The 24478-nt window shown below is 76.2% G+C and carries 17 protein-coding genes, 2 pseudogenes and 1 riboswitch; of the genes and pseudogenes, 1 reads left to right on the top strand and 18 read right to left on the bottom strand.

Annotated elements, in window-relative coordinates; translation table 11 throughout:
• Positions 1 to 119: 119 nt before the first annotated feature.
• The 8 genes and pseudogenes from ACQP10_RS12150 to rpe all read right to left on the bottom strand — a co-directional run bounded on the left by ACQP10_RS12150 (position 120) and on the right by rpe (position 7200).
• Positions 120 to 578, bottom strand: coding sequence for a PH domain-containing protein (locus ACQP10_RS12150; RefSeq protein WP_346020336.1), 459 nt, complete (start codon positions 576 to 578; stop codon positions 120 to 122).
• A gap of 324 nt (positions 579 to 902) precedes the next feature.
• Positions 903 to 1388, bottom strand: a complete 486-nt coding sequence (gene ribH / locus ACQP10_RS12145; RefSeq protein WP_389998077.1) for a 6,7-dimethyl-8-ribityllumazine synthase — start codon at positions 1386 to 1388, stop codon at positions 903 to 905.
• Positions 1385 to 2776: a bifunctional 3,4-dihydroxy-2-butanone-4-phosphate synthase/GTP cyclohydrolase II gene (locus ACQP10_RS12140; RefSeq protein ID WP_433541378.1), complete on the bottom strand. Its 1392-nt coding sequence runs from the start codon at positions 2774 to 2776 to the stop codon at positions 1385 to 1387. Before ACQP10_RS12140 ends, ribH begins: the two co-directional genes overlap by 4 nt.
• A complete protein-coding gene (locus tag ACQP10_RS12135; protein WP_433541377.1) occupies positions 2773 to 3438 on the bottom strand; it encodes a nicotinamide mononucleotide transporter family protein in 666 nt (221 codons plus the stop codon). Before ACQP10_RS12135 ends, ACQP10_RS12140 begins: the two co-directional genes overlap by 4 nt.
• Positions 3435 to 4043, bottom strand: coding sequence for a riboflavin synthase (locus tag ACQP10_RS12130; RefSeq protein WP_179818438.1), 609 nt, complete (start codon positions 4041 to 4043; stop codon positions 3435 to 3437). The genes ACQP10_RS12135 and ACQP10_RS12130 overlap by 4 nt, the downstream gene beginning before the upstream one ends.
• Positions 4024 to 5126 (bottom strand): annotated as a pseudogene (ribD, locus tag ACQP10_RS12125) (bifunctional diaminohydroxyphosphoribosylaminopyrimidine deaminase/5-amino-6-(5-phosphoribosylamino)uracil reductase RibD). Before ribD ends, ACQP10_RS12130 begins: the two are co-directional and overlap by 20 nt.
• 150 nt (positions 5127 to 5276) lie before the next feature.
• Positions 5277 to 5407: riboswitch (FMN riboswitch) on the bottom strand.
• 126 nt (positions 5408 to 5533) lie between these two features.
• Positions 5534 to 6361, bottom strand: coding sequence for an oxygenase MpaB family protein (locus ACQP10_RS12120; protein WP_346020341.1), 828 nt, complete (start codon positions 6359 to 6361; stop codon positions 5534 to 5536).
• 161 nt (positions 6362 to 6522) lie between these two features.
• The gene (rpe, locus tag ACQP10_RS12115; RefSeq protein WP_179818440.1) at positions 6523 to 7200 is read right to left on the bottom strand and encodes a ribulose-phosphate 3-epimerase; all 678 of its coding nucleotides are present in this window, start codon (positions 7198 to 7200) and stop codon (positions 6523 to 6525) included.
• A 242-nt stretch (positions 7201 to 7442) separates the two neighbouring features.
• Between rpe and mptB the strand changes: the two genes are divergently transcribed.
• Positions 7443 to 9080, top strand: coding sequence for a polyprenol phosphomannose-dependent alpha 1,6 mannosyltransferase MptB (gene mptB / locus ACQP10_RS12110; RefSeq protein WP_433541376.1), 1638 nt, complete (start codon positions 7443 to 7445; stop codon positions 9078 to 9080).
• Here the strand turns inward: mptB and asnB are convergent.
• From asnB to ACQP10_RS12060, 10 genes and pseudogenes are all read right to left on the bottom strand, one after another.
• On the bottom strand, positions 9065 to 10921 hold the full coding sequence (gene asnB / locus ACQP10_RS12105; RefSeq protein ID WP_433541375.1) for an asparagine synthase (glutamine-hydrolyzing): 1857 nt from the start codon (positions 10919 to 10921) through the stop codon (positions 9065 to 9067). The two genes, mptB and asnB, sit on opposite strands and share 16 nt — an antisense overlap.
• 320 nt (positions 10922 to 11241) lie before the next feature.
• Positions 11242 to 12687 carry an RsmB/NOP family class I SAM-dependent RNA methyltransferase gene (locus ACQP10_RS12100; protein ID WP_399499590.1) on the bottom strand — a complete coding sequence of 482 codons (1446 nt, stop codon included), beginning with the start codon at positions 12685 to 12687 and terminating at the stop codon, positions 11242 to 11244.
• Between the two features lie 196 nt (positions 12688 to 12883).
• The gene (gene fmt / locus ACQP10_RS12095; protein WP_346020344.1) at positions 12884 to 13831 is read right to left on the bottom strand and encodes a methionyl-tRNA formyltransferase; all 948 of its coding nucleotides are present in this window, start codon (positions 13829 to 13831) and stop codon (positions 12884 to 12886) included.
• A 5-nt stretch (positions 13832 to 13836) separates the two neighbouring features.
• Positions 13837 to 14385, bottom strand: coding sequence for a peptide deformylase (gene def, locus ACQP10_RS12090; RefSeq protein WP_179818445.1), 549 nt, complete (start codon positions 14383 to 14385; stop codon positions 13837 to 13839).
• A 207-nt stretch (positions 14386 to 14592) separates the two neighbouring features.
• On the bottom strand, positions 14593 to 15975 hold the full coding sequence (locus ACQP10_RS12085; RefSeq protein ID WP_433541374.1) for a hypothetical protein: 1383 nt from the start codon (positions 15973 to 15975) through the stop codon (positions 14593 to 14595).
• 39 nt (positions 15976 to 16014) lie between these two features.
• Positions 16015 to 17130 (bottom strand): hypothetical protein, encoded by a 1116-nt coding sequence (locus ACQP10_RS12080; protein WP_433541373.1) that lies wholly within the window; start codon positions 17128 to 17130, stop codon positions 16015 to 16017.
• 645 nt (positions 17131 to 17775) lie between these two features.
• Positions 17776 to 19937: pseudogene (locus ACQP10_RS12075) on the bottom strand (primosomal protein N').
• A gap of 497 nt (positions 19938 to 20434) precedes the next feature.
• On the bottom strand, positions 20435 to 21436 hold the full coding sequence (locus ACQP10_RS12070; protein ID WP_433541372.1) for a LuxR C-terminal-related transcriptional regulator: 1002 nt from the start codon (positions 21434 to 21436) through the stop codon (positions 20435 to 20437).
• Entirely contained in the window at positions 21349 to 21987 is a 639-nt protein-coding gene (locus ACQP10_RS12065; RefSeq protein WP_433541371.1) for a hypothetical protein, read from the bottom strand. Before ACQP10_RS12065 ends, ACQP10_RS12070 begins: the two co-directional genes overlap by 88 nt.
• Before the next feature lie 124 nt (positions 21988 to 22111).
• Positions 22112 to 24421, bottom strand: coding sequence for an ATP-binding protein (locus tag ACQP10_RS12060; protein ID WP_433541370.1), 2310 nt, complete (start codon positions 24419 to 24421; stop codon positions 22112 to 22114).
• Between the last annotated feature and the right edge of the window lie 57 nt (positions 24422 to 24478).

The raw sequence follows: 24478 nt of genomic DNA, 5'->3' as shown, positions 1-24478 counted from the left end.
TGTCCGGTTCCGGCGGACCAGCCGGTCCCGGCGGCGCTCGACGGCGCTCGACGGCTCCCGGATCCGGCGGCCCCATCGGGTGGACCGGGCCCGAGGCGCTCAGTGACGCTCGGCGGCGTTCAGCGGCGCTCTTCGGTCTCCCCGCGCTCCCGGATGAGCGCCAGCAGCTCGCGGACCTGCCGTACGGTCCGGTCCTTCTCCGAGCCCTGCAGGCCCATGGCGCCGACGGTCGCGCCGTCGGCGAAGTCGATCTTGGCCCAGGGCTCGCTCTCGACCAGCGTCACCCCCAGGACCTCGGGCCACTCGTAGCGGTGCACCCGCAGCGGGTTGACCACGGTGACGCCTTGCTCGTCGGCCTCCACCCGGCACCTCCCGAGCCGGTGAAGCAGCCAGGCGATCACCCCGCCGAGCGCGACCATCGCGATCCGGTCGGCCAGGCCGAACGGCTCGGGGAGCACGAACGCCATCACCAGCGCGCCCAGCATGACCAACCCGGCGAAACCGTAGGCCACGACCCGGCCCTTCTTCGGCCGCCACACGACGGGCAGCGCGGGCGCGGGGACGCTCTCGGGGCTCACTGGATGATCACGATCCTTCGGGAAACCGCCGCTCAGAGCGGTTGTGACGGCAATCACGGCACCTGACGAAATCTATCGCACACCCCCGGCGGCCCGTGCCCGCGGCTCGGCCGGACCGCGCCGCGGCGGACCGGCGGGCGTCTGTACGGCCCGGACGGCCCGGACGGCCCGGACGGCCCGGACGGCACGGACGGCACGGGCCACCGGGCCGCCTGGCCGCGACGGGACCGGCGGGCCGGCCCGCGAACCCCGGGAGCGGGCGGGACGATCCCGGAAGCGGACCCTGGAAGCGGGCCCCGGAAGCGGCCGGGACCCGCGGGGTCCCTAGCGGGCCGCCTCGCCGGGGGCGAGGTCGCGCAGCAGCAGCGCGGTCTCCAGGGCGGCGACGGTGGCCTCGTAGCCCTTGTCCTCCTTGCTGCCCGGCAGCCCGGCGCGGTCGAGCGCCTGCTGGAGGGTTTCGCAGGTCAGCACGCCGTTGCCGACCGGCGTCCGCTCGTCGAGGGAGATCCGGGTCAGGCCGGAGGTCACCGAGTCGCAGACGTAGTCGAAGTGGGCGGTCTCCCCGCGGATCACCGCCCCGAGGGCGACGACCGCGTCGCAGCGGGCGGCCAGCGCCTGGGCCACGACGGGGATCTCCAGCGACCCGGCCACCCGGACCACGGTCTCGGCGGCGCCGCTGTCCCGGGCGGCCTGGACGGCCCGCTCCACGAGCCGGTCGGTGATCTCCGCGTGCCACCGGGCGGCCACGATGCCGACGGTCAGCCCGGCGGCGTCGGCGGCGTCGGCCGGGGGCCTTCCGGTGCCGCTCACGCGTCCTCCCGCCCGCCGCGGACGCCCGGCGCGGCCGGCACGTCCGCCGTGCCCGACGCGCCGGCGGCGCCCGGCACCGCCGCCGCGTCCCACGTGCCCGGCGTGCCCGGCGTGCCCGGCACGTCCGGTGCGCCGGGCGCGGTCCGCCCGCCGATCTCTCGGGTCATCGCCCCTCCCGGTGGTTCCTGTCCGATGTCGTGGCCGAGGCGGTCACGCTTGGCCGTGAGGTACCTCTCGTTGTACGGGTTCATCGCCACCGGCATCGGCTCGCGGCCGAGCACCTTGACGCCGTAGCCGTCCATCCCGCGCAGCTTGGCCGGGTTGTTGGTGAGCAGCCGGACCGACTTCACGCCCAGGTCGGAGAGGATCTGCCCGGCGTTGGAGAACTCGCGGGCGTCCACCGGCAGCCCGAGCTCCAGGTTGGCGTCCACGGTGTCGCTGCCGGTGTCCTGCAGGCTGTAGGCGCGGAGCTTGGCCAGCAGCCCGATGCCGCGCCCCTCGTGGCCGCGCAGGTACACGACCACCCCGCGGCCCTCCTCGGCGATCATCGACATGGCGTTGTCGAGCTGCACCCCGCAGTCGCAGCGCAGCGAGCCGAGCACGTCGCCGGTCAGGCACTCGGAGTGGGCCCGGACCAGGACGTTCTCGCCGTCCTCCAGGTCGCCGTAGACGAGGGCGAGGTGCTCGCCGCCGTCCAGGGCGCTGGAGTAGCCGTAGGCGCGCCACATCCCGTGGCGGTTCGGCAGCCGGGTCTCGGCGACCCGGTTCACCATCCGCTCGGTCCTGCGGCGGAACTCGGCGAGCTGCTCGATGGAGACCAGCGCCAGGTCGTGCTCGTCGCAGAACTCGCGCAGCTCGGGCAGCCGCTTCATGGTGCCGTCGTCGTTGACGACCTCGGCGAGCGCGCCCGCCGGGGTCAGCCCCGCCAGCCTGGCGAGGTCGACGGCCGCCTCGGTGTGGCCGCGCCGCGCCAGCACGCCGCCCTCGCGGTAGCGCAGCGGGAAGACGTGGCCGGGCCGTACCAGCTCGTAGGGCTCGGTCGCCGAGTCGCACAGGGTGCGGATCGTCTTGGCCCGGTCGGCGGCGGAGATGCCGGTGGTCACGCCGTCGCGGGCGTCCACGCTGATCGTGTAGGCGGTGCGCAGCCGCTCGCGGTTGTCGGCCACCATCAGCGGCAGGCCGAGCCGGTCGAGGGCCTCGCCGGGCATCGACACGCAGATCACGCCGCTGGTGTGGCGGATGGTGAAGGCCAGCAGCGAAGGGGTTGCGCGGGCCGCGGCGAAGATGATGTCACCCTCGTTCTCGCGGTTCTCGTCGTCGACGACCACGACGGGGCGGCCGTCGCGGATGTCGTTGATGGCCCGTTCGATCGGGTCGAGCACGGTCACAGCGCCTCCTCGGGGACGAGTGCCGCCCGGGAGGAGCGGTACTCCTTGAGCCAGTTCAGGAGCCCTGCCAGGACGAGCACGAAGAACACCCCGTACACCGCCCCGGACACGACGAGTCCGGACTTGAAGGCCAGCGGCACGCCGACCAGGTCGACGGCCACCCAGACGATCCAGAAGTCGACCAGCGCCCGCCCCTGCGCCCAGGTGGCGACGGCGCTGCCGACGAAGATGTAGGCGTCGGCGGCGACCAGGTAGTAGCCCTCGGGCGGCGGGACGGCCGCGCCCCAGGACAGCTTGGCGACGTAGAAGACGACGCCCACCGCGATCGTGCCGATCAGCAGGGTCGCGATCATCCCGGCGCGTTCGGCGGGCCGTGCGGGCCGCACGGGCAGGCTCCCGCCGTCGCGGATGCCGCGCGACCAGCGCCACCAGCCGTAGATCGCCAGGCCGCCGAACATGACCTGCTTGAGGGCGTTGCCGGTGATGTGCGCGGTGAGGGAGGCGACGAGCAGCAGCACCGCGCCGGTGAGCTGCACCGGCCAGGTCCACAGCGACCTGCGCATCGCCAGCAGCACCGTGGCCAGGGCGGCGACGTTGCCGACCAGGTCGGTCCAGAGCACCTTCGTGCCGAGGACCTCGAATCCCGCCTGCGCCCAGTTCACGCCCGGCCCCCGGGGACGTATCCGGCGGTCAGCTTCTCCACGTGCTTGGCGATGACGTCGGCCTCCAGGTTCACCGGGTCGCCCGGCCGCTTGGCGCCGAGGGTGGTGAGCCGCAGCGTGGTGGGGATCAGGCTGACGGTGAGGCTCTCGCCGTCCACGCCCGCCACGGTCAGGCTGACGCCGTCCACCGCGATCGAGCCCTTCTCGACCACGTAGCGGTTCAGCTCGGCCGGCAGCGAGATCCTGACGACCTCCCAGTGCTCGCCCGGCTCACGTGACAGCAGTGTGCCGGTGCCGTCGACGTGACCCTGGACGATGTGGCCGCCCAGGCGCGCGTCGGCGCGGACGGCCCGTTCCAGGTTGACCGGGGAGCCGGGCCGCAGCGCCCCGAGGGAGCTGCGGTCCAGGGTCTCCTTCATCACGTCGGCGGTGAAGACGTCGCCGTCCACCTCCACCACGGTCAGGCAGACGCCGTTGACGGCGATCGAGTCGCCGTGCCGGGCGTCGGCGGTCACGACCGGGCCGCGGACCGACAGCCGCGCCGCGTCCGGCAGCGGCTCGACCGCGGCGATCTCGCCGAGCTCCTCAACGATTCCGGTGAACATCCGCATCTCCTCGAAGGGGTATCGGCCGGGCGGTGAGCCGCAGGTCCGGGCCGGTGGGGGTGACATCCTCGAACTCCAGCCGGTGGGTGCCGGCGATCGTGGCGACGCCGGCCGGTCCGAGCGCGGCGGCCCCCGCGCCCAGCAGCGCGGGCGCGAGGTAGCCGACGACCCGGTCCACCAGGCCCTCGCGCAGGAACGAGCCCGCGAGCGTGGGCCCGCCCTCCAGCAGCACGCCGACGACCTCCCGGCGGCGCAGCTCGGCGAGCAGCTCCGCCAGGTCGAGGCCGTACGGCTCGCGCCGCGGCAACCGCACCACCTCGGCCCGCCCGGCGATGGCCTTGACCGCGACGGGGTCGGCGTCGGCGGCGACCGCCACCAGGGTGGGCGCCTCGCCGTCCAGGACGCGGGCGCCGGCGGGGGTGCGGGCGGCGGAGTCGACGACCACGCGCAGCGGCTGCCGGGCGGGCGGCCCGCCGGCGGGGCGGGCGGTCAGGAGGGGTCGTCGGCGAGGACGGTGCCGATGCCCGCCACGACCGCGTCGGCCTCGGCGCGCAGGCGGTGCACGTCGGCGCGGGCCTCGGGGGAGGTGATCCACTGGCTGGTGCCGTCGGCGGCGGCCGAGCGGCCGTCCAGCGTCGCGGCGTACTTCCAGGTGACGTGCGGGCGGCCGAGCCGTACGGAGGTCAGCCACTCGGCGTTGCCGCGCTCGGCCTCGGCGGCGAGGACGCCGGTCTCCACCGTCACCCCGTGCCGCCGCAGGCGTTCGGCGCCGCCGGCGGCCTGCGGGTTGGGGTCGCGCACCGCGACGACGACGCGGGCGACGCCCGCCGCCAGCAGCGCGGCGGAGCAGGGCCCGGTGCGCCCGGTGTGGTCGCAGGGTTCGAGGGTGACGTAGGCGGTGCCGCCCCGGGCGCGCTCGCCGGCGGCGCGCAGCGCGACCACCTCGGCGTGGGGGCCGCCGGCGTGGGCGTGGAACCCCTCCCCCGCCACCCGGCCCGAGGCGTCGAGGACGACGCATCCGACCACGGGGTTGGGGCTGGTGGTGCCGTGTCCGCGCGCGGCGAGCTCGATCGCCCGGCGCATGTGCGCCAGATCAGTCACCCGGGTCTCCTCGTCGCCAGTAGCTTTGCCTGCCACGGCGGCCCCGGGGGAGATCACGACGGCACGCGCGCCGCTCGCGGCGGCGGCCCGCACCGTCATCGGCGGAAGGGTGCCCGAAGACACTCCTCCCGCTCGCGCGCTTCCTCCCATCCGGACTTTAACCGTCGGTCCCGGAATTCCACCGGGTCAACCGGTCGATGGATTCGACCGGGTCGCGGACTGTAACCGCCGGTTCGGAGTTTCACCGACCCCGGAGCACGCTGCTCTTGCCTTTCAAGGAACGCCTCGCCGAAGGTCGGCGTCCCCGTACATCAGTGTGCCACGCGCGGCAAACCGCATGGAACACCCCTACCGAATGCCGGAACCCCCTCAAGGGCGGCCCGGACGGCTCAGGCGGCCCGCCCGGCCGTCAGGCGCCGCGCCCGGCGGGCGTCGGGGCTGTAGCGCACCGGGGTGGGGACCAGGCCGATGCCGGTCTGCAGCGCCCGCAGGGTGGCGGTGGCCCACAGGTCGCCGAACGGCGTGCCGGGCAGGCCGTACAGCCTGCGTGCCCAGCGCGGCATGGTGGCGAAGGCCAGCACGGTCAGCGCGGGCAGGACCGGCTTGAACGGCAGGAGGTACGGCGGGAGCGGCGCGCTGATGGACTGGGTGATCGACTGGCGCAGCGGGTGCGGCACCTCGGGGGCGAAGTAGAGGCCGGGACGGCGGGCCTCGATGTAGTCGCGCATCTCGCGGACCGAGCCGGGCACGGCGTCCGGGCTGAGGCCGACGACCTCGGCGGCGCGCCGCTGCTCGGCCACGAACCGGTCGGCCTCGGCGTCGCTCAGCCGCACCCCGGCCCGCCGGGCGACCGACAGGTAGGAGTCGACCTCGCCGACGTGGACCCAGGCCAGCGCGTCGGGGTCGTCGAGGCGGTAGCGCTCCCCGGTGTCGGGGTCGAAGGCCCGGAGCCGGGAGTGGATCTTCCTGACCCTGGCCCCGGCCGCGGCGACCTCGGCGGTCGTGCCGTAGGTCCGTACCCGGACGAACTCGGAGGTGCGCAGGAAGCGCGACCACGCCTCGGCCGGGTCCATCAGCGCGGAGTTCTGCGCGACCCCGCGCATCGCCCTGGGGTGCAGGCCCTGCATCAGCAGCGCCCTGAACCCGCCGACCAGCAGGATCGGCTCGCCCATCACGCGCCAGGTCACCGAGCCCGGTCCGAACAGCCCGTGATCCATGCGTCACCTCCCGTCGTGAACGCGTGGGCACCCCCGGGTGACCGGGGGCGACACGTCTCGGGCCTATGACACAAGCATGACAGAACCCCGGCGGGAGCGGACGGGCCGGCCGGGCGTTCTCTCGGGCCGGGCGTTCTCTCGGGCCGGGCCGATCTCGCCGGTCAGGCGTTCTCGCCGGCCGGGCCGATCTTGCCTGCGACGGAGCGCAGGACGTCCACCGCGTGGGCCGGGTCGTCGGCGCCGTAGACGGCGTTGCCCGCCACGAAGACGTCCGCGCCCGCCTCGGCGCAGCGCTCGATGGTGTGCTCCGACACGCCCCCGTCCACCTGCAGCCAGAGCCGGCCGCCGTGCGCGTCGATCAGCTCGCGGGACCGGCGGATCTTGGGCAGCACCATGTCGAGGAACCTCTGCCCGCCGAAGCCGGGCTCGACCGTCATGAGCAGCAGCATGTCGATCTCACCGAGCAGGTCCTCGTACGGCTCGACGGGGGTGGCCGGGTTCAGCGCGAGGCCCGCGCGCGCCCCGGCGGCGCGGATCTCGCGCAGGGTGCGGACCGGCGCCTTGGCGGCCTCGGCGTGGATCGTCACGCTGCCCGCGCCCGCCTCGGCGTAGGCCGGGGCCCAGCGGTCCGGGTCCTCGATCATGAGGTGACAGTCGAGCGGCAGCGAGGTGGCCTTGAGCAGCGACTCCACGACCGGCAGGCCGAGGGTCAGGTTGGGCACGAAGTGGTTGTCCATGACGTCCACGTGCAGCCAGTCGGCGTTGGGAACCGCCGCGGCCGCCTCGGCGAGACGGGCGAAGTCGGCGGACAGGATGCTGGGTGAGATCTGTACGGCCATGATGCGGCCGAGTCTATTGGGCGGCCCCCGCCGGCCCTCCCCCGGCCGCCCCGGTCACCCCGCCGGCCCTCCCCCGGCCGCCCCGGTCACCCCGCCGGCCCTCCCGATCACTTGACCGGCTCTCCCCGTCGCCTTTCACCGCCCTCCATCGCCTCGCCCCCCTTCACCGCCCGGCGAGCGCCGTTCCCGCGCCGGGCCGCCCCGGACGCCGGACCCCGGAACGTCGTAGATGATCTACGTTCGTGGGTGTTCTAATCTGGAAGCCGATGCCGGAGCCGGTGCTCGCCCCCGCTCCCCGCCGGGCCGCGCGGCTCGCCGGGCGCGCCGGGCTCGCCCTGACCGGCTCCGCCGTCGCGGCCGTGCTGCTCCTCTGCCTGGCGGGTCCCTCGGCCGCGGTGCCCGCCCTCGGCGGCGACGGCCCGCCCTGGTCCTTCTCGGCCGCGCCCGCCGCCACCCCGGTGATCCTGCTGTGCGCCGCGGCGATCGTCGCCGGCGCGCTGGGGACCGGCGCCGGGCTGTACGCGCTGCGCCGGGGCTGGCGTCCCGCGCCGGGCCCGATGCTCGCGGTCTCGGCGGCGGCCGTCCTCGCCCTCGTCCTCGTGCCGCCCGCCGGTTCGACCGACGTGCTCAACTATGCGGTCTACGGGCGCATCGCAGCGCTGGGGCACGACCCGTACGTGACGGCCCCGGCGTGGCTGCACGCCGTGGGCGACCCGGTCGGCGCGTTCGCCCCGCCGGCCTGGCGGAACGCCCCGTCGGTGTACGGGCCGGTGGCCACCTGGGCGCAGCAGGCCGCCTCGTGGCTGGGCGGCGCGTCGATGGCCCGCACGGTCTTCGCCTGGAAGGCGATGGCCGGGCTGGCGTTCCTGCTGTCGGCGCTCCTCCTGGACCGGCTGGCCGGGCCCGGCCGCGCCCGGCGGGTCCGCGCCCACCTGCTGTGGAGCCTCAACCCGCTGATGCTGTGGCACGTGGTGGCCGGCGGCCACGTCGACGGGCTGGGGACGCTCCTGCTGCTCGGGGCCTTCCTCGCCGCCCGCCGTGGCGACCTGGGCACCGGTCCGCGCGGCGGCTCGGGCGGCCGGGGCGGAGCGAGCGGCGGCGTGGGCGGCGGCCTGGTGGCGGGCGTGCTGCTCGGCGCGGCGGCCGCCGTCAAGGCGCCGTTCGCGCTGGCCGGGGCCGGCCTGTTCTGGGCGGCCCGCCGGTCGCCCGCCACGCTGGCGGCCACGGCCGCCGGGACGCTCGCGGCCCTGGCGGCGGCCTATGCCACGCGGGGCCCGGAGGCGCTGGCGAACGTCGCCGGCAAGGTCGCCTCCCGCGCGCTGGCCGACCCGTGGCGGGTGGTCGCGGCGGCGCTCGGCGAGGGGCCGGAGGCCGCCGCGCTGGAGGGGCGGCTCGCCCTCGGCGCGGCCGTCCTGGCCGCCGCGCTGCTGTGCCTCCGGCTGCCCGCCGCGCCGTCCGGACCACTGGCCGGTCCACTGGCCGGACCGCAGGCCGGGCTGCAGGCCGTACGGCCGGCGCTGGCGTGCTGCCTGGGCTGGCTGCTCACCTCGCCGATGCAACACCCCTGGTACGACGCCCTGCTGTTCCCGCTCCTCGCGCTCATGCCCGCCTGCCGCCTGGACGGGCTGATGCTGGTCCGCGGCGTCGTGACGAGCCTCGTCTACCTGCCCGGCGCCGTGGGGCTGCTCGCGCTCCCGCCCGCCCCGCTCGTCCGCTGGGCCGCCGAGGTCTACCGCCCCTGGGTGGCCCCGCTGGCCTCCGACGTCGTCATCGCCTGCGTCGTGGCGCTGGCCCTGGCCGGGCGGCTGGGCGCCCGGCCGCTGCCGCCGGGCCCCGCGCTCCCCGCTGGAGCGGGACGCGCGGATCAGAGGACGAGCTGAACGTCGTACTCCGCCATCCAGGCGGTGGGCGGCAGCAGTCCCTCCAGCTGCGCCCGGACCCCGTCCGGGGCGCCGCCGGGGCCGGCGGGCCTGGCGAGCGCGTCCCGTGCCTTACCTGCGTCGATCAGCGGTGCGGCGGGGATGTCACGGCGGTCGAGCAGCCGGGCCGCGCGCTCGCGCAACGCCGCGTCGTAGCCGGGGTCCTGCGTGGAGGGGTAGGGGCTCTTGCGGCGCTCCAGGACCGAGCGGGGCAGCACGTCGGCCGTGGCGGCGCGCAGCAGGCTCTTCTCCCGTCCGTCGAAGGTCTTCATCGACCAGGGCGTGTTGAAGACGTACTCCACCAGGCGGTGGTCGCAGAACGGCACCCTGACCTCCAGCCCCACGGCCATGCTCATGCGGTCCTTGCGGTCGAGGAGGACCTGCACGAACCGGGTGAGGTGCAGGTGGCAGATCTCCCGCATGCGCCGCTCCAGGCCGCTCTCGCCCGGCAGGCGCGGCGACTCGGCGAGCGCCTGGCGGTAGCTCTCGGCGCGGTAGGCGGGCAGGTCGAGCTTGCGCAGCAGGGAGTCGTCGAGGAGCGCGGCCAGCCCGCCGAACCGCCCGGCCCCCGGCGTCACCAGCCACGGGAAGGTGTCGGCGGCGACCGTCTCCGGGTCGTGGAACCAGCGGTAGCCGCCGAACACCTCGTCGGCGGACTCCCCGGACAGCGCCACGGTGGAGTGCCGGCGGACCGCCGTGAACAGCAGCAGCAGGGAGGCGTCCATGTCCCCGATGCCGACGGGCAGGTCGCGGGCCCGCAGGACCGCGGCGCGCACGGAGTGGTCCATGAGGTCGGCGGAGTCGAGCGTGATGTCGCTGTGGTCGGGGGCGACGTGCCGTACGACGTCGTGGACGTAGGGCGCGTCGGGGGTGTCGCGCATCTCGTCGGGCCGGAAGTTCTCGCTGTAGCCGGCGAAGTCGACGGCGAACGACCGGATGCCGCCCGCGCCGTGCTCCTTCGACGCCTTCGCGGCCAGTGCGGTGATGGCGCTGGAGTCGAGGCCGCCGGACAGCAGGGTGCACAGCGGCACGTCGGAGACGAGCTGGCGCTCGACGATGTCGTCCAGCAGTCCGCGCACGGTCCGGACGGTGGTGTCGAGGTCGTCGGTGTGCTCGCGCGCCTCCAGCCGCCAGTAGCGGCGCCGGGTCAGGCCCCGGCGGCTCACCGTGACGATCTGGCCGGGACGGACCTCGTGCATGCCCCGGTAGATCGCGTGCTCGGGCGTCTTGACGAGTGAGAGCAGCTCGCGCAGGCCGTCGGCGTCGACCGCCGCCGGGCGGGCGAGCGGGTTGGCGAGGATCGCCTTGGGCTCGGAGCCGAACAGCACACCCGCCGGGGTCGGCCGGTAGTACAGCGGTTTGACGCCCATCCGGTCGCGGATCAGCAGCAGCTCCTCGCGGCGGATGTCCCAGATCGCGAAGGCGAACATGCCGTTCAGCCGGGTGACGAAGTCGTCGCCCCACTGGAGGTAGGCGCGCAGCACGACCTCGGTGTCGCTGCGAGTGCGGAAGCGGTGGCCGCGGGCGGCGAGCTCGTCGCGCAGCTCGCGGAAGTTGTAGACCTCTCCGCTGTAGGTGATGGCGGCCAGCGGCCGGCCGTCCTCCTCGGCGGCCATCGGCTGCCGGCCGCCCTCGATGTCGATCACGGCCAGCCGCCGGTGTCCCAGCGCCACGTGCGGGGCCAGCCACAGTCCCTCGTCGTCGGGCCCCCGGCAGGCCATGGTGGCGGTCATGGCCAGGGCGGTGCGACCCGCCTGCCCGAGGTCGCGGTCGAAGTCCACCCAACCGGAGATTCCGCACATTTTCCGCACCTCGTCCCGTCGCCGGTCGTCACGCGCCCGGGACGGCCCGCCGTACCCGCCGCCACGTCGGTGCGGCGGCCGGTGAGCGCCCGCGAACGCGCAAAAGACCATTGGAACCCGGTGAGGCCGTCAGGTCCACAGGGACGCGCCAGCGAGTCCGCGGCGCGGCGGGCCCGCCCGGCCCCCGTCCCGTCTCCCAGCGTACGGTCACCCGCCCCGGGGACGGCCGCCACGCCCGGCGCGCGGCCGGGCCGCCCGGCGGGCCGGGGAGCGGAAGGCGGTTCGGCGGCCGGGCCGCCCGGCGGGCCTGAGAAAGCGGCTCAGCGGCGGCGCAGCAGGGCCAGGAACATCGCGTCGGTGCCGTGCCGGTGCGGCCAGAACTGGGCGTACGGGCCCTCGCCCAGCCCCTCGATCCCGGGGAGGTACGCGCGGGCGTCGAGGGCCTCGACGTCGTCGCGGCGGCGCAGCAGGTCGCCGACCACGGTGGAGGTCTCGGCCAGGTGCGGCGAGCAGGTGACGTAGGCGACGACCCCGCCGGGCCGGACGGCCTCCAGGGCCGAGTCCAGCAGCGCGCGCTGCAGCCGTCCCAGCTCGGGCAGGCTGCGCGGGTCGCGCCGCCAGCGGGCCTCCGGCCGGCGGCGCAGCGCGCCCAGGCCGGTGCAGGGGGCGTCGACCATGACCCGGTCGAACGCCCCGGCCCGCCAGGCGGGGACCGTGCCGTCCGCGGTGATCACCGCCGCCTCGCGGGTGGCCTGCCGGACCAGCCGGGCGCGGTGGTACTGCAGCTCGGCGGCGAGCAGCCGGGCCCCGCCCCCGAAGCCGGCCGGCCCCTCCGGGCCGTCCCCGCCGGCTCCGGTCGCCGTGGTCGCGGGCTCCCCGGCCCCGGCGGCCGTACCGGCTCCGGCGTCGAGGGCGGCCGGGTCGCCGTGCGTGGCGATCGCGTCGAGCAGGCCCGCCTTGCCGCCGGGCCCCGCGCACAGGTCGAGCCAGCGGGTGTCGCGGCCGGGCACCGGGACGCGGGTCAGGGCCAGCGCGACGAGCTGGCTCGCCTCGTCCTGTACGGCGGCGCGCGCCTCGGCCACCGCCGGGACGGAGCCGGGGTCTCCCTCGGGGAGGTGGGCGGCGTAGGGGGAGTACGCGGCGGGCCGGGCGCCGGCCAGGAGCAGTTCCTCGACCGACGCGCGGCCGGGACGGGCGACCAGCGTGACGCGGGGGCGCTCGTTGTCGGCGGCCAGCAGCGCGGCCGTCTCGTCGAAGCCGCCGCCCACGGCGTCGCGCAGCGCGGTGACGATCCACCGGGGGTGGCTGTGGACCACGGCCAGGTGGCCGACCGGGTCGGTCTCCGGATCGGGGGCCACGATCTCCAGCCACTGCTCGCGCGACCGGGTCGCCACCCTGCGCAGCACCGCGTTGGCGTACTTCGACGCGCCCACGCCGACGCGGAGCCGTACCAGGTCGACGGTGGTGCCCACGGCGGCGTGCGGCGGCACCCGGGTGCCGAGGAGCTGGTGGACGCCGAGGCGCAGGGCGTCGAGCAGCGGCGGGTCCACCTCCTCGGGGGCGCGGTCGCTGCAGGCGGCGATGACCTCGTCGTAGGTGCCGAGGCCGCGCAGGGTGCCGTAGGCCAGCTCGGTGGCCAGGCCGGCGTCGCGCCCGGTCAGGCGGCGTTCCCGCAGCAGCGCGGGCATCAGCAGGTTGGCGTAGGCGTCGCGCTCGTCGACGGCGCGCAACAGGTCGTAGGCGGTGTTGCGCGGCTCGTCGCGCACCGGCCGCCGCGAACGGCCGCCGCCCGCGCCCCGGCCGCTCTGGTTGCCCTGGCTGCCGTGGCCGCCCGAACCGCCGTTCCGGCCGGGACCGTGCCCGCCGCGTCCGCCACCACGACCGCCGCCGTGCCCGCCGTTTCCGCCTCGCCCGCCGCCTCCGGCGTTCCCGCCGCGGGACGCGCCGCCGCTCCCCGGCCGCTCACGACGCGCCGCCCATGAGGTCGTCGTCGCCGGGCCGCACGCCGCGGGCCCACTCCAGGGCGCTCATCACGCGCTTGCCCTGCGGCTGCACCTCGCCCAGCTCGACCGGGCAGGTGGCCGTGCCGACCAGCACGGACCTCTTGGACGCCAGGATCCGGCCGGCGGCCGGGGCGTCCGGGCCGGCGGCCTCGGGGGCGGGCCGCACCGGGCCGAGCTTGAGCCGCTGGCCGCGGAACTCCGTCCACGCGCCGGGGACGGGCGTGCAGGCGCGGACCAGCCGGTCGATCCGCATGGCGGGCGCCGACCAGTCGACCCTGGCGTCGTCCACGGTGATCTTCTTGGTGAAGCTCACCCCCTCGGGGGGCTGCGGGACGGCCTCCAGCGTGCCGTCCTCGATCCCGTCCAGGGTGGCGGCGAGCAGCCCGGCGCCGGACTCGGCGAGCCGGGCGAGCAGGGCGCCGCTGGTGTCGGAGGCGCGGATCTCCTCGGTGAGGACGCCGTAGACCGGGCCCGCGTCCATCTCCTTGACGAGCCGGAAGGTGGTCGCGCCGGTGATCTCGTCGCCGTGCAGGATCGCGTGCTGCACCGGGGCGGCGCCCCGCCAGGCGGGCAGCAGCGAGAAGTGCAGGTTGACCCAGCCGTGGCGCGGGACGTCGAGGGTGTCCTGCGGCAGCAGCGCGCCGTAGGCGACCACCGGGCAGCAGTCGGGGGCGATCCGGCGCAGCCGGTCCAGGAACTCCGGGTCGCCCGCCTTCTGCGGCCGGAGGATCTCGATGCCCGACTCCTCCGCCAGCTCCGCGACGGGGCTCGGGTGGACCTTCCGGCCGCGGCCGGACTGGGCGTCCGGCCGGGTGACGACGGCGGCCACCTCGTGGCGTGAGGAGTCGAGCAGGGCCCGCAGCGAGGGCAGGGCGATGTCCGGGGTACCGGCGAAGACCAGGCGCAAGGTTCCTACAGAGCCTTCCCGTGGGTGGTGTGCGGGGAGAACTTGATCGCGGGCGCGGCCACCCCGTTCCACTCGGCCTCGCGGATCGCCTTCATGGCGAGCTTGCGCTGCTTCGCATCCATCCGGTCGATGAACAGGATGCCGTCGAGGTGGTCGGTCTCGTGCTGGAAGCAGCGGGCCATCAGGTCGGTGCCCTCAAGGGTGACGGGCTCGCCGTGCATGTTGAACCCCTTGGCCACGGCCCGGATCGCCCGGGGCGTGGGGAACGACAGACCGGGGAAGGACAGGCAGCCCTCCTCGCCCTCGGTGTCCTGGTCGTCGGACAGGTCGAGGTTGGGGTTGATCAGGTGCCCGAGCTGGTCGTCCACGTAGTAGGTGAAGACGCGCAGCCCGACGCCGATCTGGGGGGCGGCCAGGCCGGCCCCGGGGGCGTCCATCATCGTGTCGGTGAGGTCCTTGACGAGCTTGCGCAGCTCCTTGTCGAAGTCCTTCACCGGCTCCGCTGGGGTGCGCAGCACCGGGTCGCCGAAAAGGCGGATCGACTGAATGGCCAACAGGCTCTCCTCACGCTTTTAAGGGGATTCCCCCAAGTCTAAGGGCCCGGACCGGGTCCACCGGGCCCGTCGGCCCGGCACCGGTCCGGCCGGGAACGCGCCGGGCGGAGGCCCGGCGGCGGGATCGCGTCCCCCGCGGATCGGACCGGCCGGGCACGCACCGGGCCCGCCGTACACGGGGTCTCCCCCGGCCGGGCGGCGGGCGGGTCAGCGCGAGCGGGTCTTCATCGCGGCCTTGCGGGCGGCCTTGGCGACGGCCGGCTCGCCGTGCCGGGCGGCCAGCAGGTCGAGTACGGCGAGCGTCTCGGGGTGGCCGGCACGGGCCATCTCCTCGATCACCCGGACCGGGTCCTCGCCGGGTTCGAGCAGGTCGAACTCGCGCGCCACGTCGGCGGCCCGGCCGGGGCAGGTCATCGCGGCGAGGGTGTCGACGGTGAGCCAGGTGCGGTCGGCGAGCGTGAGGGCGGGCGCGGGCAGGTCGCGGATGTGCAGCCAGGAGGCGGCGTAACGCCACATCGCGGGCTCGGCGAGCGCCTCCCGCAGCGGGGCCTCGGCCTCGGGGCCGAGCTCCTCCAGGATGGAGCCGACGGTGGCGCGCTGGGCGGCCGTGCCGGACGCGGCGATCTTGACCAGCTCCCGGGCCGCGACCTCGGGCGCGCGGGACGCGAGCCACACCGCGACGGCGCTGGGGGCGGCCGAGCGGTCGGTGATCGCCTCGACCAGCTCGGCGGCGTCGAGGCCGGCGAAGACCGCGACCTCGGACGCGGTGGGCGCGTCGTGGCCCTCGCGCAGCAGGTCCTGACGGACGGCCCACATGCCGAGCGGGGTCAGCCGGGGCAGGCCCGCCCCGGAGGTCTCGACGAGCCCGCAGTAGCCCAGCAGCTCCAGTGCCGCCTCCAGCTCACCGGGCAGCGCGGCGGCCAGCGCCCGCATCTCCGCCGGGCGGGCCTGGCAGGCCACCTCGTGGGACTGCAGGATGCCCTTGACGAGCGTGGCGCGGGACAGGCCGTCGTGCACGGCGTACATCGTGGCGAGCATCTCGGCCAGGTGGTCGTCGACCACGGCGGAGCCGGTCAGCGACTCGTCGGCGCGGTCCAGGACGTCCATCACCACGCCGTCCCAGAACTCCAGCAGCGCCGCGGGGGGCAGCGAGGCCGACGGCGCCAGCGGGCCGGGCGACGCCACGCCCCGCATGATGCGGATCATGCGGGTGTTGACCGCGACGACCCACAGCAGGTGCAGCCGCGACGGGCCGGGCAGGCCGAGCTCGGCGCAGGGCAGGAACGGGTCGGGCAGCAGGCCCTCGGGCGTCACCTGGCGGGTGCCGGTCCACGCGGCCAGCCGCCGGGCGTCGCGCACCAGCGGGACCTCCAGGACGGCGGCGGCCAGCTCCCCGTCGGGGGCGAGCCGGACCGGCGGGAAGCTCAGCGCGTCGGGGCCGCAGCCGGGGCAGTCGCAGTCGCCGCCGTCCGCGGCGACCTCGTCGAGGACGGCGGCACGCGCCTCGCGCGACCCCGATCCCAGCTCCTCCACGAGCCTGCGCAGCTCGCCGAGATCGAAGACGTTGCCGGAGTTCCCGCTCTTTGCCACCCGAGCAACTTACTGCACTCGGGCCTCACGGGTGTACGGCTAACCGATGGCGCGGGAGCGCGCCTTGAAAGCGGCCTTGCGGGCGGCCTTGGCGGTCGCCTGGTCCCGCATGGAGCGGCCGAGCAGCTCCAGGACCTCGACGACCTCGGGGTGGTCCACCCGCCACATCTCCTCGATCACGTGGGCCGGCGGGCCTGAGGCCGAGATGTTCTCGGCGAACGCCTCGGGGTCGTCCTCGGCGGCGGAGATGGCCAGGGCGAGCATGTCCACGCTCATCCACAGCGCCTCGTCGGGGGTGAGCGCCGGGGCGGGCAGTCCACGGGCGGAGAGCCAGTGGATGGCGTGCGGGCGCAGCTCGGCCTCGTCCAGACGGCCGCGGACCGCCTCCTCGGCCTCCGGGCCGAGCCGGTCGACGATCGACACCGCGACGCCCCTGACGACCGACTGCGCGCCGGAGGCCGCGTCGAGCAGCTCGGCGGCGGCCTCCAGCGGGGGCCTGCCGCGCAGCCAGCCCTCGATGTCGGCCTCGGCCATCTCCTCGGGGATGCCCGACAGCAGCTCCTCGATGAGCTCGGGGGCGCCGACGGCGACCATGTCGGCCGCCTCGGGCGCCTCGATGCCGAAGTCACCGTACAGCTTCCGCATGCCCCACACGGCCAGCGGGGTCAGCTCCAGGACCTCCGGGGCCTCGCCGTCGTCCTCGCCGTCGCCGTCGGGGTGGTCGTCCACGTCGGCCTCGGCCAGCCCGCAGTAGGCCAGCCGCCGCACGAGCGCGATGAGGTCCACCGGCCCGTCGTCCAGCAGCCCGACCCCCTCCAGGTGCTCGGCGACCGCGGGCAGCGGCACGGGCTCCTGGAGGCGGTACGCCATGTCGAGCAGGGTGTAGATCTCCTCGTCGAGGGCCGGGTGCCCGGTGACGGCGCCGCCGGTGCCGGAGGTCAGCAGGAAGCCCACGACCGCCGCCCAGACGTCGAGCGGGCCGGGCTCGTCTCCGTCGAAGACGGCGGTGCGCTCGACCCGCACCAGGCCCGCGTGGACCGCGAGGTCCCACAGCAGGGCCGGGTCGGCCACCCCGAGCTGGGCGCGGGCCTCGGCGGCGTCGCGGACCCGCAGCCGCCCCTGACGGTCGGCGTGCGGCCCCCGGCCAGCATCCACTGGGCCAGCCGCCGGGCGTCGCGCACCAGGGGCACCCGCAGGGCGTCGGAGGCCAGCTCCTCGCGGGGCGCGAGCCGTACCGGCGGGAGCGGCGGGGAGCAGGCGGGACAGTCGCACGACCCGGCGCCGTGCTCCCCGTCCGGCCCGTCGACCTCGGCCGCCGACGACACCGACACGTCGCCTTGCTCCAGCGAGTCGGCGCCCATGGCGCTGAACAGGCTCTTGGCCATGCCGAACAGGGAGGTGTCGGCGAGCGCCACCGGCATCTCCGGCTCGATCCGGTCGAGGGTGGAGCGCATCCGCGCGGCCATCTTGCCGCCGATCTCCTCGGTGGCGAGCAGGAAGTCGACGAGCGTCCGGGCGGCGGCGACGGTCTCGGCGGCGCTCTCCGGCGGGGCGATGACCTTCCGCGGATAGATGTCGAGCAGCAGTTCCTCGAAAGTGACCGGGGTGAAGTCCCCCAGTTCGTGCACGTTCAGATAGTCGCTCGCGTAGTCGCAGAGCAGCCGGACCTCGTCGACGTCGACGTCGACGCCCCGCGCGCGCCCCCACTCGCGCAGGTCGGCGACGGCCCGATTCACCCATTCGATCGACACAGGGGAAAATTAACGGCTTACCGACGGCACCGCGAATCGGGGAAACACGTCAAATCACATCGAGAGGGTCAATGCACACCCGGACCGGCTCCGGGCTCTTGCGTGCCGAGCGCACTCCGACGGCCCCTTTCAGCGCGGCGGCGAGCGCCGTCCCCGACGCCCACGAGACCCGCACCATGGCGCGTTCCCGCACCTGGTCGCCCCTGTGCGTCTCGACCGGGACGGGTCCCAGGACCTGCGCCCCGTCCGGCAGCGCCACCTCGCCGAGCATCTCCCTGACCGCCGCCGGCGAGCCGGTGAGGGTCGCCATCCGCACCGCCGGGGGGAAACCCAGTTCTGTCCTGTCGGCCAGTTCCCGCTCGGCGTGGGTGATGGGATCCCAGCGCAGCAGCGCCTGCACGGCCGGCACCGCGGAGTCGGCCATGACGACCAGCTCGGCGCGGGGCCGCAGCAGCGCCGCGGCGTTCATCCAGCGGCGCAGCGTCTCCTCGGCGGCCCGCAGGTCGGGCCGGCCGAGCAGGGCCCAGCCGTCCAGCAGCACGGCGGCGGCGTAGCCCTCCTCGGCCACCGGCTCGGCCCCGGGCGTGGCGACCACCAGCGCCCGGCCTGAGCCGATCGTGGTCAGCACGCCGTCCCGGCCGGAGGTCCGCACCGGGACCGAGGGGAAGGCGCGCCCCAGCTCCTCCGCCGTCCGGCGGACCCCGACGACCTGCGCGCGCACCCGGGACGCGCCGCAGGCCTGGCAGCGCCAGTCGCCGGCGATCCGCCCGCACCAGCGGCAGTACGGCACGGCGTGACCCGACCGCAGGGCGAGCGGCCCCGAGCAGTGCCCGCAGCGGGCCTGCGCCCGGCAGTTCAGGCAGGCCAGCGCGGGAAGGTAGCCGCGCCGCGGGACCTGCACCAGCACCGGGCCGCGCTCCAAGCCGGCCCGCAGTGCCCGCCAGGCGAGGCTGGGCAGCCGGGCGGCCCGCGCCGCCTCGTCCCTGGCCAGCTCCGCGTCCTCGCCGGCCGGCCGTACCCAGGGCGCCCTGGCCCGGACCGTCTGGCGGGCGGCGACGAGAGCGCCGGCCCAGCCGGTGGCCAGCAGCCGGGTGGCCTCGGCGGTACGGGCGTACCCGCCGACGAGCAGGCCGGCGCGGCTCTGGTGGGCGCGCAGCGCCAGCACCTCGCGGGCGTGCGGGTACGGCGCGAGCCGCTCGGCGTGCAGGTCGTCGCCGTCGTCCCAGATGACCGCCAGCCCGAGGCCGGCGACCGGAGCGAACGCCGCGCCCCTGGTGCCGACGACGGCGCGCACCCGTCCCCGGGCGACCCGCAGCCACCGGCGGTAGCGCTCGGCGGGCCCCAGGTCGGCGGTGAGGGCGACGTGCGCGCCCGGACCCAGGACGGCCGTCAGCGCCGCGTCGGCCAGCGCCACGTCCTTGCCGTCGGGCACCACCACGAGCGCCCCCGGCCGCCTCGGAGGGTCTCCCGTACCGCGACCGCGACGGCGCGGGGCCACTCGGGGCCGTCGGCGGTGACGCCGGGCAGCGCGGTCCACACGGCGCGCGGCGCGCGTCCCTCGGCCAGGGCCGAAAGGAACGCCTCCCCGTCGGGGTAGTCGGCCCAGGGGCCGGGGCCGCCAGGAGCCGGAAGGGAACCGGGGCCGCCGGACGGGTCGTCGCCCGGGGCGGAACCGGCGGGCGTGTCCTCGGAAGCCGGGCCGTCCGCGGTCGGCGCGGAGCCGGGACCGCCGGGCGTCTCCGGCCGTTCCTCCGCCTCCGCCCGGGCATGGCGCGGGGGCACGGCCAGGCGCAGCACGTCGGCCATGGCCCCGGCGTAGCGGTCGGCCACGGCGCGGGCCAAAGCGGCGATCTCGGGGGTGAGCACCGGCTCCGGGGAGACCACCCGCTCCAGGCGGGCCAGCCTGCCCTGGTGCTCGCTGGCCTCGGTCCGCTCCAGCAGGAGCCCGTCCACGAGCTTGCCCGCGAAGCGGACGCGGACCCGCACGCCCGGCACCGCCTCGGCGTCCATGGCGGCCGGGACGAGATAGTCGAACGGCCGGTCGAGGTGGGGCAACGGGGTGTCCACGGCGACCCTGGCGACCGGCAGCACGGCGGCCGGCTCCGGCACCCCCCTGGCGGTCTCCCCGGCCCGCCGCACCGCACCCGGCGCCGCCTCCCCGGCCCGCCGCACGGCACCCGGCGCCGCCTCCCCGGCCCGCTCCCCGCGCACGGCGTCGAGCGGCAGCAGCGCGCCCTCGTCACAGGAAGGACGGGCGACGGGTGCGGGTCGGGTCTCGGTCACCCACCTGGTCTACCAGACCCGGACGCCCCGCCGGGCACGGGAGAATCACCCCACCCGGCGGCGGACGCCCGGGCCGCGCCGGCGCCGCGCCACCGGGTGGAAGACGCGTGAAGGCCAGTGGGTCACGCCCGACACGGGGCGCGTCCCGGCGACAATCAGGCGGAAGGGGACCCCTCCCAAGCTCCACCCGAACGCTGCGGAAAGCCGGGACACGCGTGGTGCCCCACTGGCCGCGTCCATGATGACGGCCCGGCCGGGCGTTCCGCATCGGTTGATGTGCCTATACGGAGCTCGTCCCCGGCCCTCCCCTAGCCCGTCCCTGGGCGTCCCCGGGCGCCTCCGGCCGTCCTCAGGCGCCCCCGGCCGTTCAGGCCGGCCGCCATACGGTGACCGCGCCGTCACCGGCCTCCGGGCCGGCGGCCGGGTCACCGTACGGTGTCGTCCCCGGAGGCGCGCGCGGGCGGCGGACGGTCGCTCTCGGCCACCCAGGCGGCCACCTGGGTACGGGAGGCCAGCCCACCCTTGGCGAGGATGTTGCGGACGTGGGCGTCCACGGTGCGTTTGGCGATGCCCAGCCGCATGGCGATCTGCGGGTTCGACAGCCCCTCGGTGATCAGCTCGGCCACCTGGAGCTCCCGGGCGCTGAGCGTCCCGGCGACCGCCTGCCTCATCCGCGCCGGCTGGAGGGCCCCGCAGGCCGGCCGCCAGACGCCGCGCGGCTGCCGCGGCGCGGACGGCCGCACCCGGTGCCCCACCGGGCGCTCGGAGTGCTCGGCGGGCTCTGCGGGCCCGGAGTGCCCGGCGGCCTCGGAGTGCTCGGCGGGCTCAAGACGCTCCAGGCGCTTCGGGTGCCCCGGGTGCTCAAGGGTCCCCGAGTACTCGGAGTGCCCGGGGTACTCGGAGCGCCCCGGGTGCTCGGGGTCGAACCGCCGGTAGGGCTCCGGCATCCGGTAGCGGTCCCCCGGCTCGCGCAGCACCACCGACGACTCGACCAGCCCGGTCAGGACCGGCGCCACCCGGTCCGCCCCGAGCGCCGTCGCGCAGGCCCGCTCGGCACCGGCCAGGTCGAAGGGGCCGGGCAGGGCCGCGAGCAGCGGCCACATCGTTCGCTGCTCGGCGTCGCACAGCCGGTGGCTCCACTGCACGGCCGCCCGCAGGTCCCGGTGGCGCGGCAGCACGCTCCTGCTCACCCCGCCCAGCAGGGTGAACCGGTGGCGCAGCTCCTCCAGCAGGTCCCCGGCCGACATCGAGCGCATCCGGGCGGCGGCCAGCTCGACGGCCAGCGGCAGCCCGTCCAGCCGGTCGCAGATCTCGGCGACCGCCGGCGCGGCGGCGGCGGTCAGCGCGAAGCCGGGATCGGCGGCCACCGCCCGGTCCTCGAACAGCCGTACGGCGTCCGCGGGCGGCAGCGGCGACAGTCGCAGCACCCGCTCCCCGGCAGGCCGAGCGGCCTGCGGCTGGTGGCCACCACGGTGACCCCGGGCACGTCGGCCACCAGGGCCCCGGCCAGGCGGGCCGCCTCGCCGAGGACGTGCTCGCATGTGTCGAGGACGATGAGCATCCGCCTGTCACGCGGCCTCGGGGCCGCCGGAGCCGTACCCGCCGGAGCCGGGCTTCCGGGAGCCGCGTCCTCGGTGACCGCGTCCCGTGCCGTGCCCGGCGCGGCGTCTCGGAGCCCGCCACCTCCCGCCTCCGGCTCCACATCCCGCGCCCCGCCCGGCGCCGCGTCCCGTGCCGGGAAGGGCGCGTGCCGCCCCAGCGTCGCGGCGACGGCCGCCGCGGGGTCGTCCGTGCCCGACAGCTCGACCCGCCACACCCCGCCGGGGAACAGGCGGCGCAGGCCGCCGGCCAGGCGCAGCGCGGTGCGGGTCTTGCCCACCCCGGCGGGACCGGTGACGGTCAGGAGCCGCGCGCCGGCCAGCAGGCGCGCGCCGTCGGTCAGTTCCCCGGCCCGTCCCACGAAGCTGGACAGGTCCACCGGGAGGTTCCCCGGCCGTCGTCTCCCCGGCCGTGCCGTCATCGCCGCACCCCCTCTCCGTCCCCGGTCCTCCGGCTCTCGGCTTCTCCGGTGCTCCGGCGGAACAGAACCTAGCAGCCGGCGCTCACGCGTCCCGGCGGCGCCGGGTCGCCCAGGCCGCGACCTGGGCGCGTGCCGAGAAGCCCAGCTTGGCCAGGATGTGCTCGACGTGCGAGTCGACGGTCCGCTGGACGACCATCAGCCGGTGGGCGATCTGCCGGTTGGTCAGCCCGTCGGCGACCAGTTCGGCCACCTCCCGCTCCCTGCGGGTCAGCGGCGCCCAGTCCCCGGCGTCCCGTACGGCCCCGCCCCGCGCGCCCACCGTGTCTCCGGCGTCTCCGACCTCCCCGGCGTCCCCGGCGTCCCCTCCGGGTTCCTCGCCCAGCGCGTAGGCGACCGCCTCCGCGAGGCCCATCCCCGCGCCCTCGCGGGCCGCCCGTTCGGCCTCCCGGGGCGGAAGGCCCCTGTCCACCACCTCGGCCCAGCGGGCGCTGTCGGCCGTCATCACCGGATAGCCCCCCTCCGGCAGCCCCTTGTCGCTCCGGCCGGCCCGCGCCGCGGCGAGCAGCCGCCCCGCCCGGGGCAGGTCTCCGTCGCAGGCCGCGGCGCAGCCCAGCAGCTCCAGGCAGAAGACGATGCCCACCGCGTCCGCCAGCCGCCGCTTGACCCGCAGGGAGTCGCGCGCGTACGCCGCGGCCCGGCCGGCGTCGCCCTCGGCCAGCGCGACCAGGCCCAGGCCGTAGTCGGCGTAGGCGCTCGCCCACTCCTCCCCCAGCTCGGCGCAGATCCGGCGGCACTCCAGGAAGACCTCCCCGGCCCGCGCCGTCTCCCCGCCCCAGGCGAGGCTCGTGCCCAGCTCGATCAGCGCGGGCAGGAACACCTCGGGCACCTCCCCGTCGGGGACGAGCCGCTCGGCCGCCTCGCCCAGCATGCGCTCCGCGCCGCGCGTGTCGCCCTCCAGGAAGGCCACCGTGCCGCTCATCTTGAGATGGACCAGGGGGATCAGGGGGTCTCCGGGCGGGGAGTGCCTGTCGCACTCCTCCAGCAGCGACCGGGCCGGCTCCAGGTCCCCGCGGGCCTCGGCGATGTAGACGAGGGTGAGCGTCCCCCAGGCGCGGGCGTCGTCCCACGGCCCGGGGAGGGCCAGCAGCCGCTCCAGGTGGTGGCGGCCCTCCCGGAGCATCCCGCAGGCCACCCAGAGGTACCACAGCGCGGCGGCCGTCATCAGGCCGATCTCGCGCAGGGCGGCGTCCTCGGCGCACAGGTCCAGGGCCGCCCGCAGGTTGGGCCAGTCCCGCCGGACCCGGATCCACATCCGCAGCTGGTCGCCGTACCGGCCGGCGCGCCGGCCCCGCTGCGCCAGGCCGGCGTAGTACTCCAGGTGGCGGCGGCGCAGCCGTTCCCGGTCGACGCCCCCGGCCGCGACGCCGTACTCGCGGATGATGCCCGGCAGCCGGTAGACGGTGTCCTCCTCCTGCCTGACCGGCACGACGATCGACTTGTCCACCAGCCCCAGCAGTGCCGGGAGCACCCGTTCGGCGGGCAGCTCCCCGTCGGCGCACACCGCCTCGGCCGCGGCCGCGTCGAAGGCGGAGACGAAGACCGGCAGCCGCGCCCACAGCAGCCGCTCGTCGGCGGTGCAGAGCTCGTGGCTCCACTCGACGGTGGCCCCGACGGTCGGGTGCCGCCCGCCTGCCGTACGGCCCGCCAGCAGCCAGAGCCGGTCATCGAGGAAGCGCAGGATCAACCCGAGCGGGATCTCGCGGGCCCGGGCGGCGGCCAGCTCGATGGCCAGCGGGATCCCCTCCAGCCTGACGCAGATCTCGGCGATCCGGGCGGCGTCGGCGTCGGTGGGCGCGTAGCCGGGGTTCGCCGCGGCGACCCGCTGCAGGAACAGCGCGACCGCGTCGTGCCGGGCGAGCGCGGCCAGGGAGGTCCCGGCCCGCGGGCCGGGCAGCGCCATCGGCGGCAGCGCCACGATGTGCTCGCCCGGCACGCCGAGCGGCTGCCTGCTGGTGGCCAGGATCCTCAGCTCGGGGCTGTTCTCCAGCAGGGTCTGCGCCAGCGCCGCGCAGGCGTCCACCAGGTGCTCGCAGGAGTCGAGGACCAGCAGCGCCTGCCGGTCGCCGAGGAGTCCGGCCAGCCCCGGGTCCCCGGGGCCGGCGAGCGTGCCGGTCGGGTCGAGCGCCCGGGCCACGGCCCGTTCCAGGTGGCCGGGGTCGCCGACCCCGGCCAGCTCCACGACGTGGACGCCGTCGGCGAAGGCCCGGCGCACCCCGGAGGCGGCCTCCACCGCCACCCGCGACTTGCCGACGCCCGCCACACCGGTGACGGTGACCAGCCTCGACGCCTGAAGGAGGCGCCTGATCTGGCGGACCTCCTTCTTGCGCCCCACGAAACCTGTGATCTCCGCGGGCGGTTCGCCCGCCCCCGACCGCCCGTCCACGTTCTC

Origin of the sequence: Streptosporangium sandarakinum (assembly GCF_050942225.1) — a bacterium.
Taxonomy (GTDB): domain Bacteria; phylum Actinomycetota; class Actinomycetes; order Streptosporangiales; family Streptosporangiaceae; genus Streptosporangium; species Streptosporangium nondiastaticum.
This window is presented reverse-complemented; position numbering and strand designations above follow the sequence as displayed.

Coding starts and splice junctions, on each gene's coding strand:
- ACQP10_RS12130 (WP_179818438.1), bottom strand. CDS start 4,043: ATGTTCACCGGAATCGTTGAGGAGCTCGGCGAGATCGCCGCGGTCGAG.
- ACQP10_RS12120 (WP_346020341.1), bottom strand. CDS start 6,361: ATGGATCACGGGCTGTTCGGACCGGGCTCGGTGACCTGGCGCGTGATG.
- rpe (WP_179818440.1), bottom strand. CDS start 7,200: ATGGCCGTACAGATCTCACCCAGCATCCTGTCCGCCGACTTCGCCCGT.
- asnB (WP_433541375.1), bottom strand. CDS start 10,921: ATGTGCGGAATCTCCGGTTGGGTGGACTTCGACCGCGACCTCGGGCAG.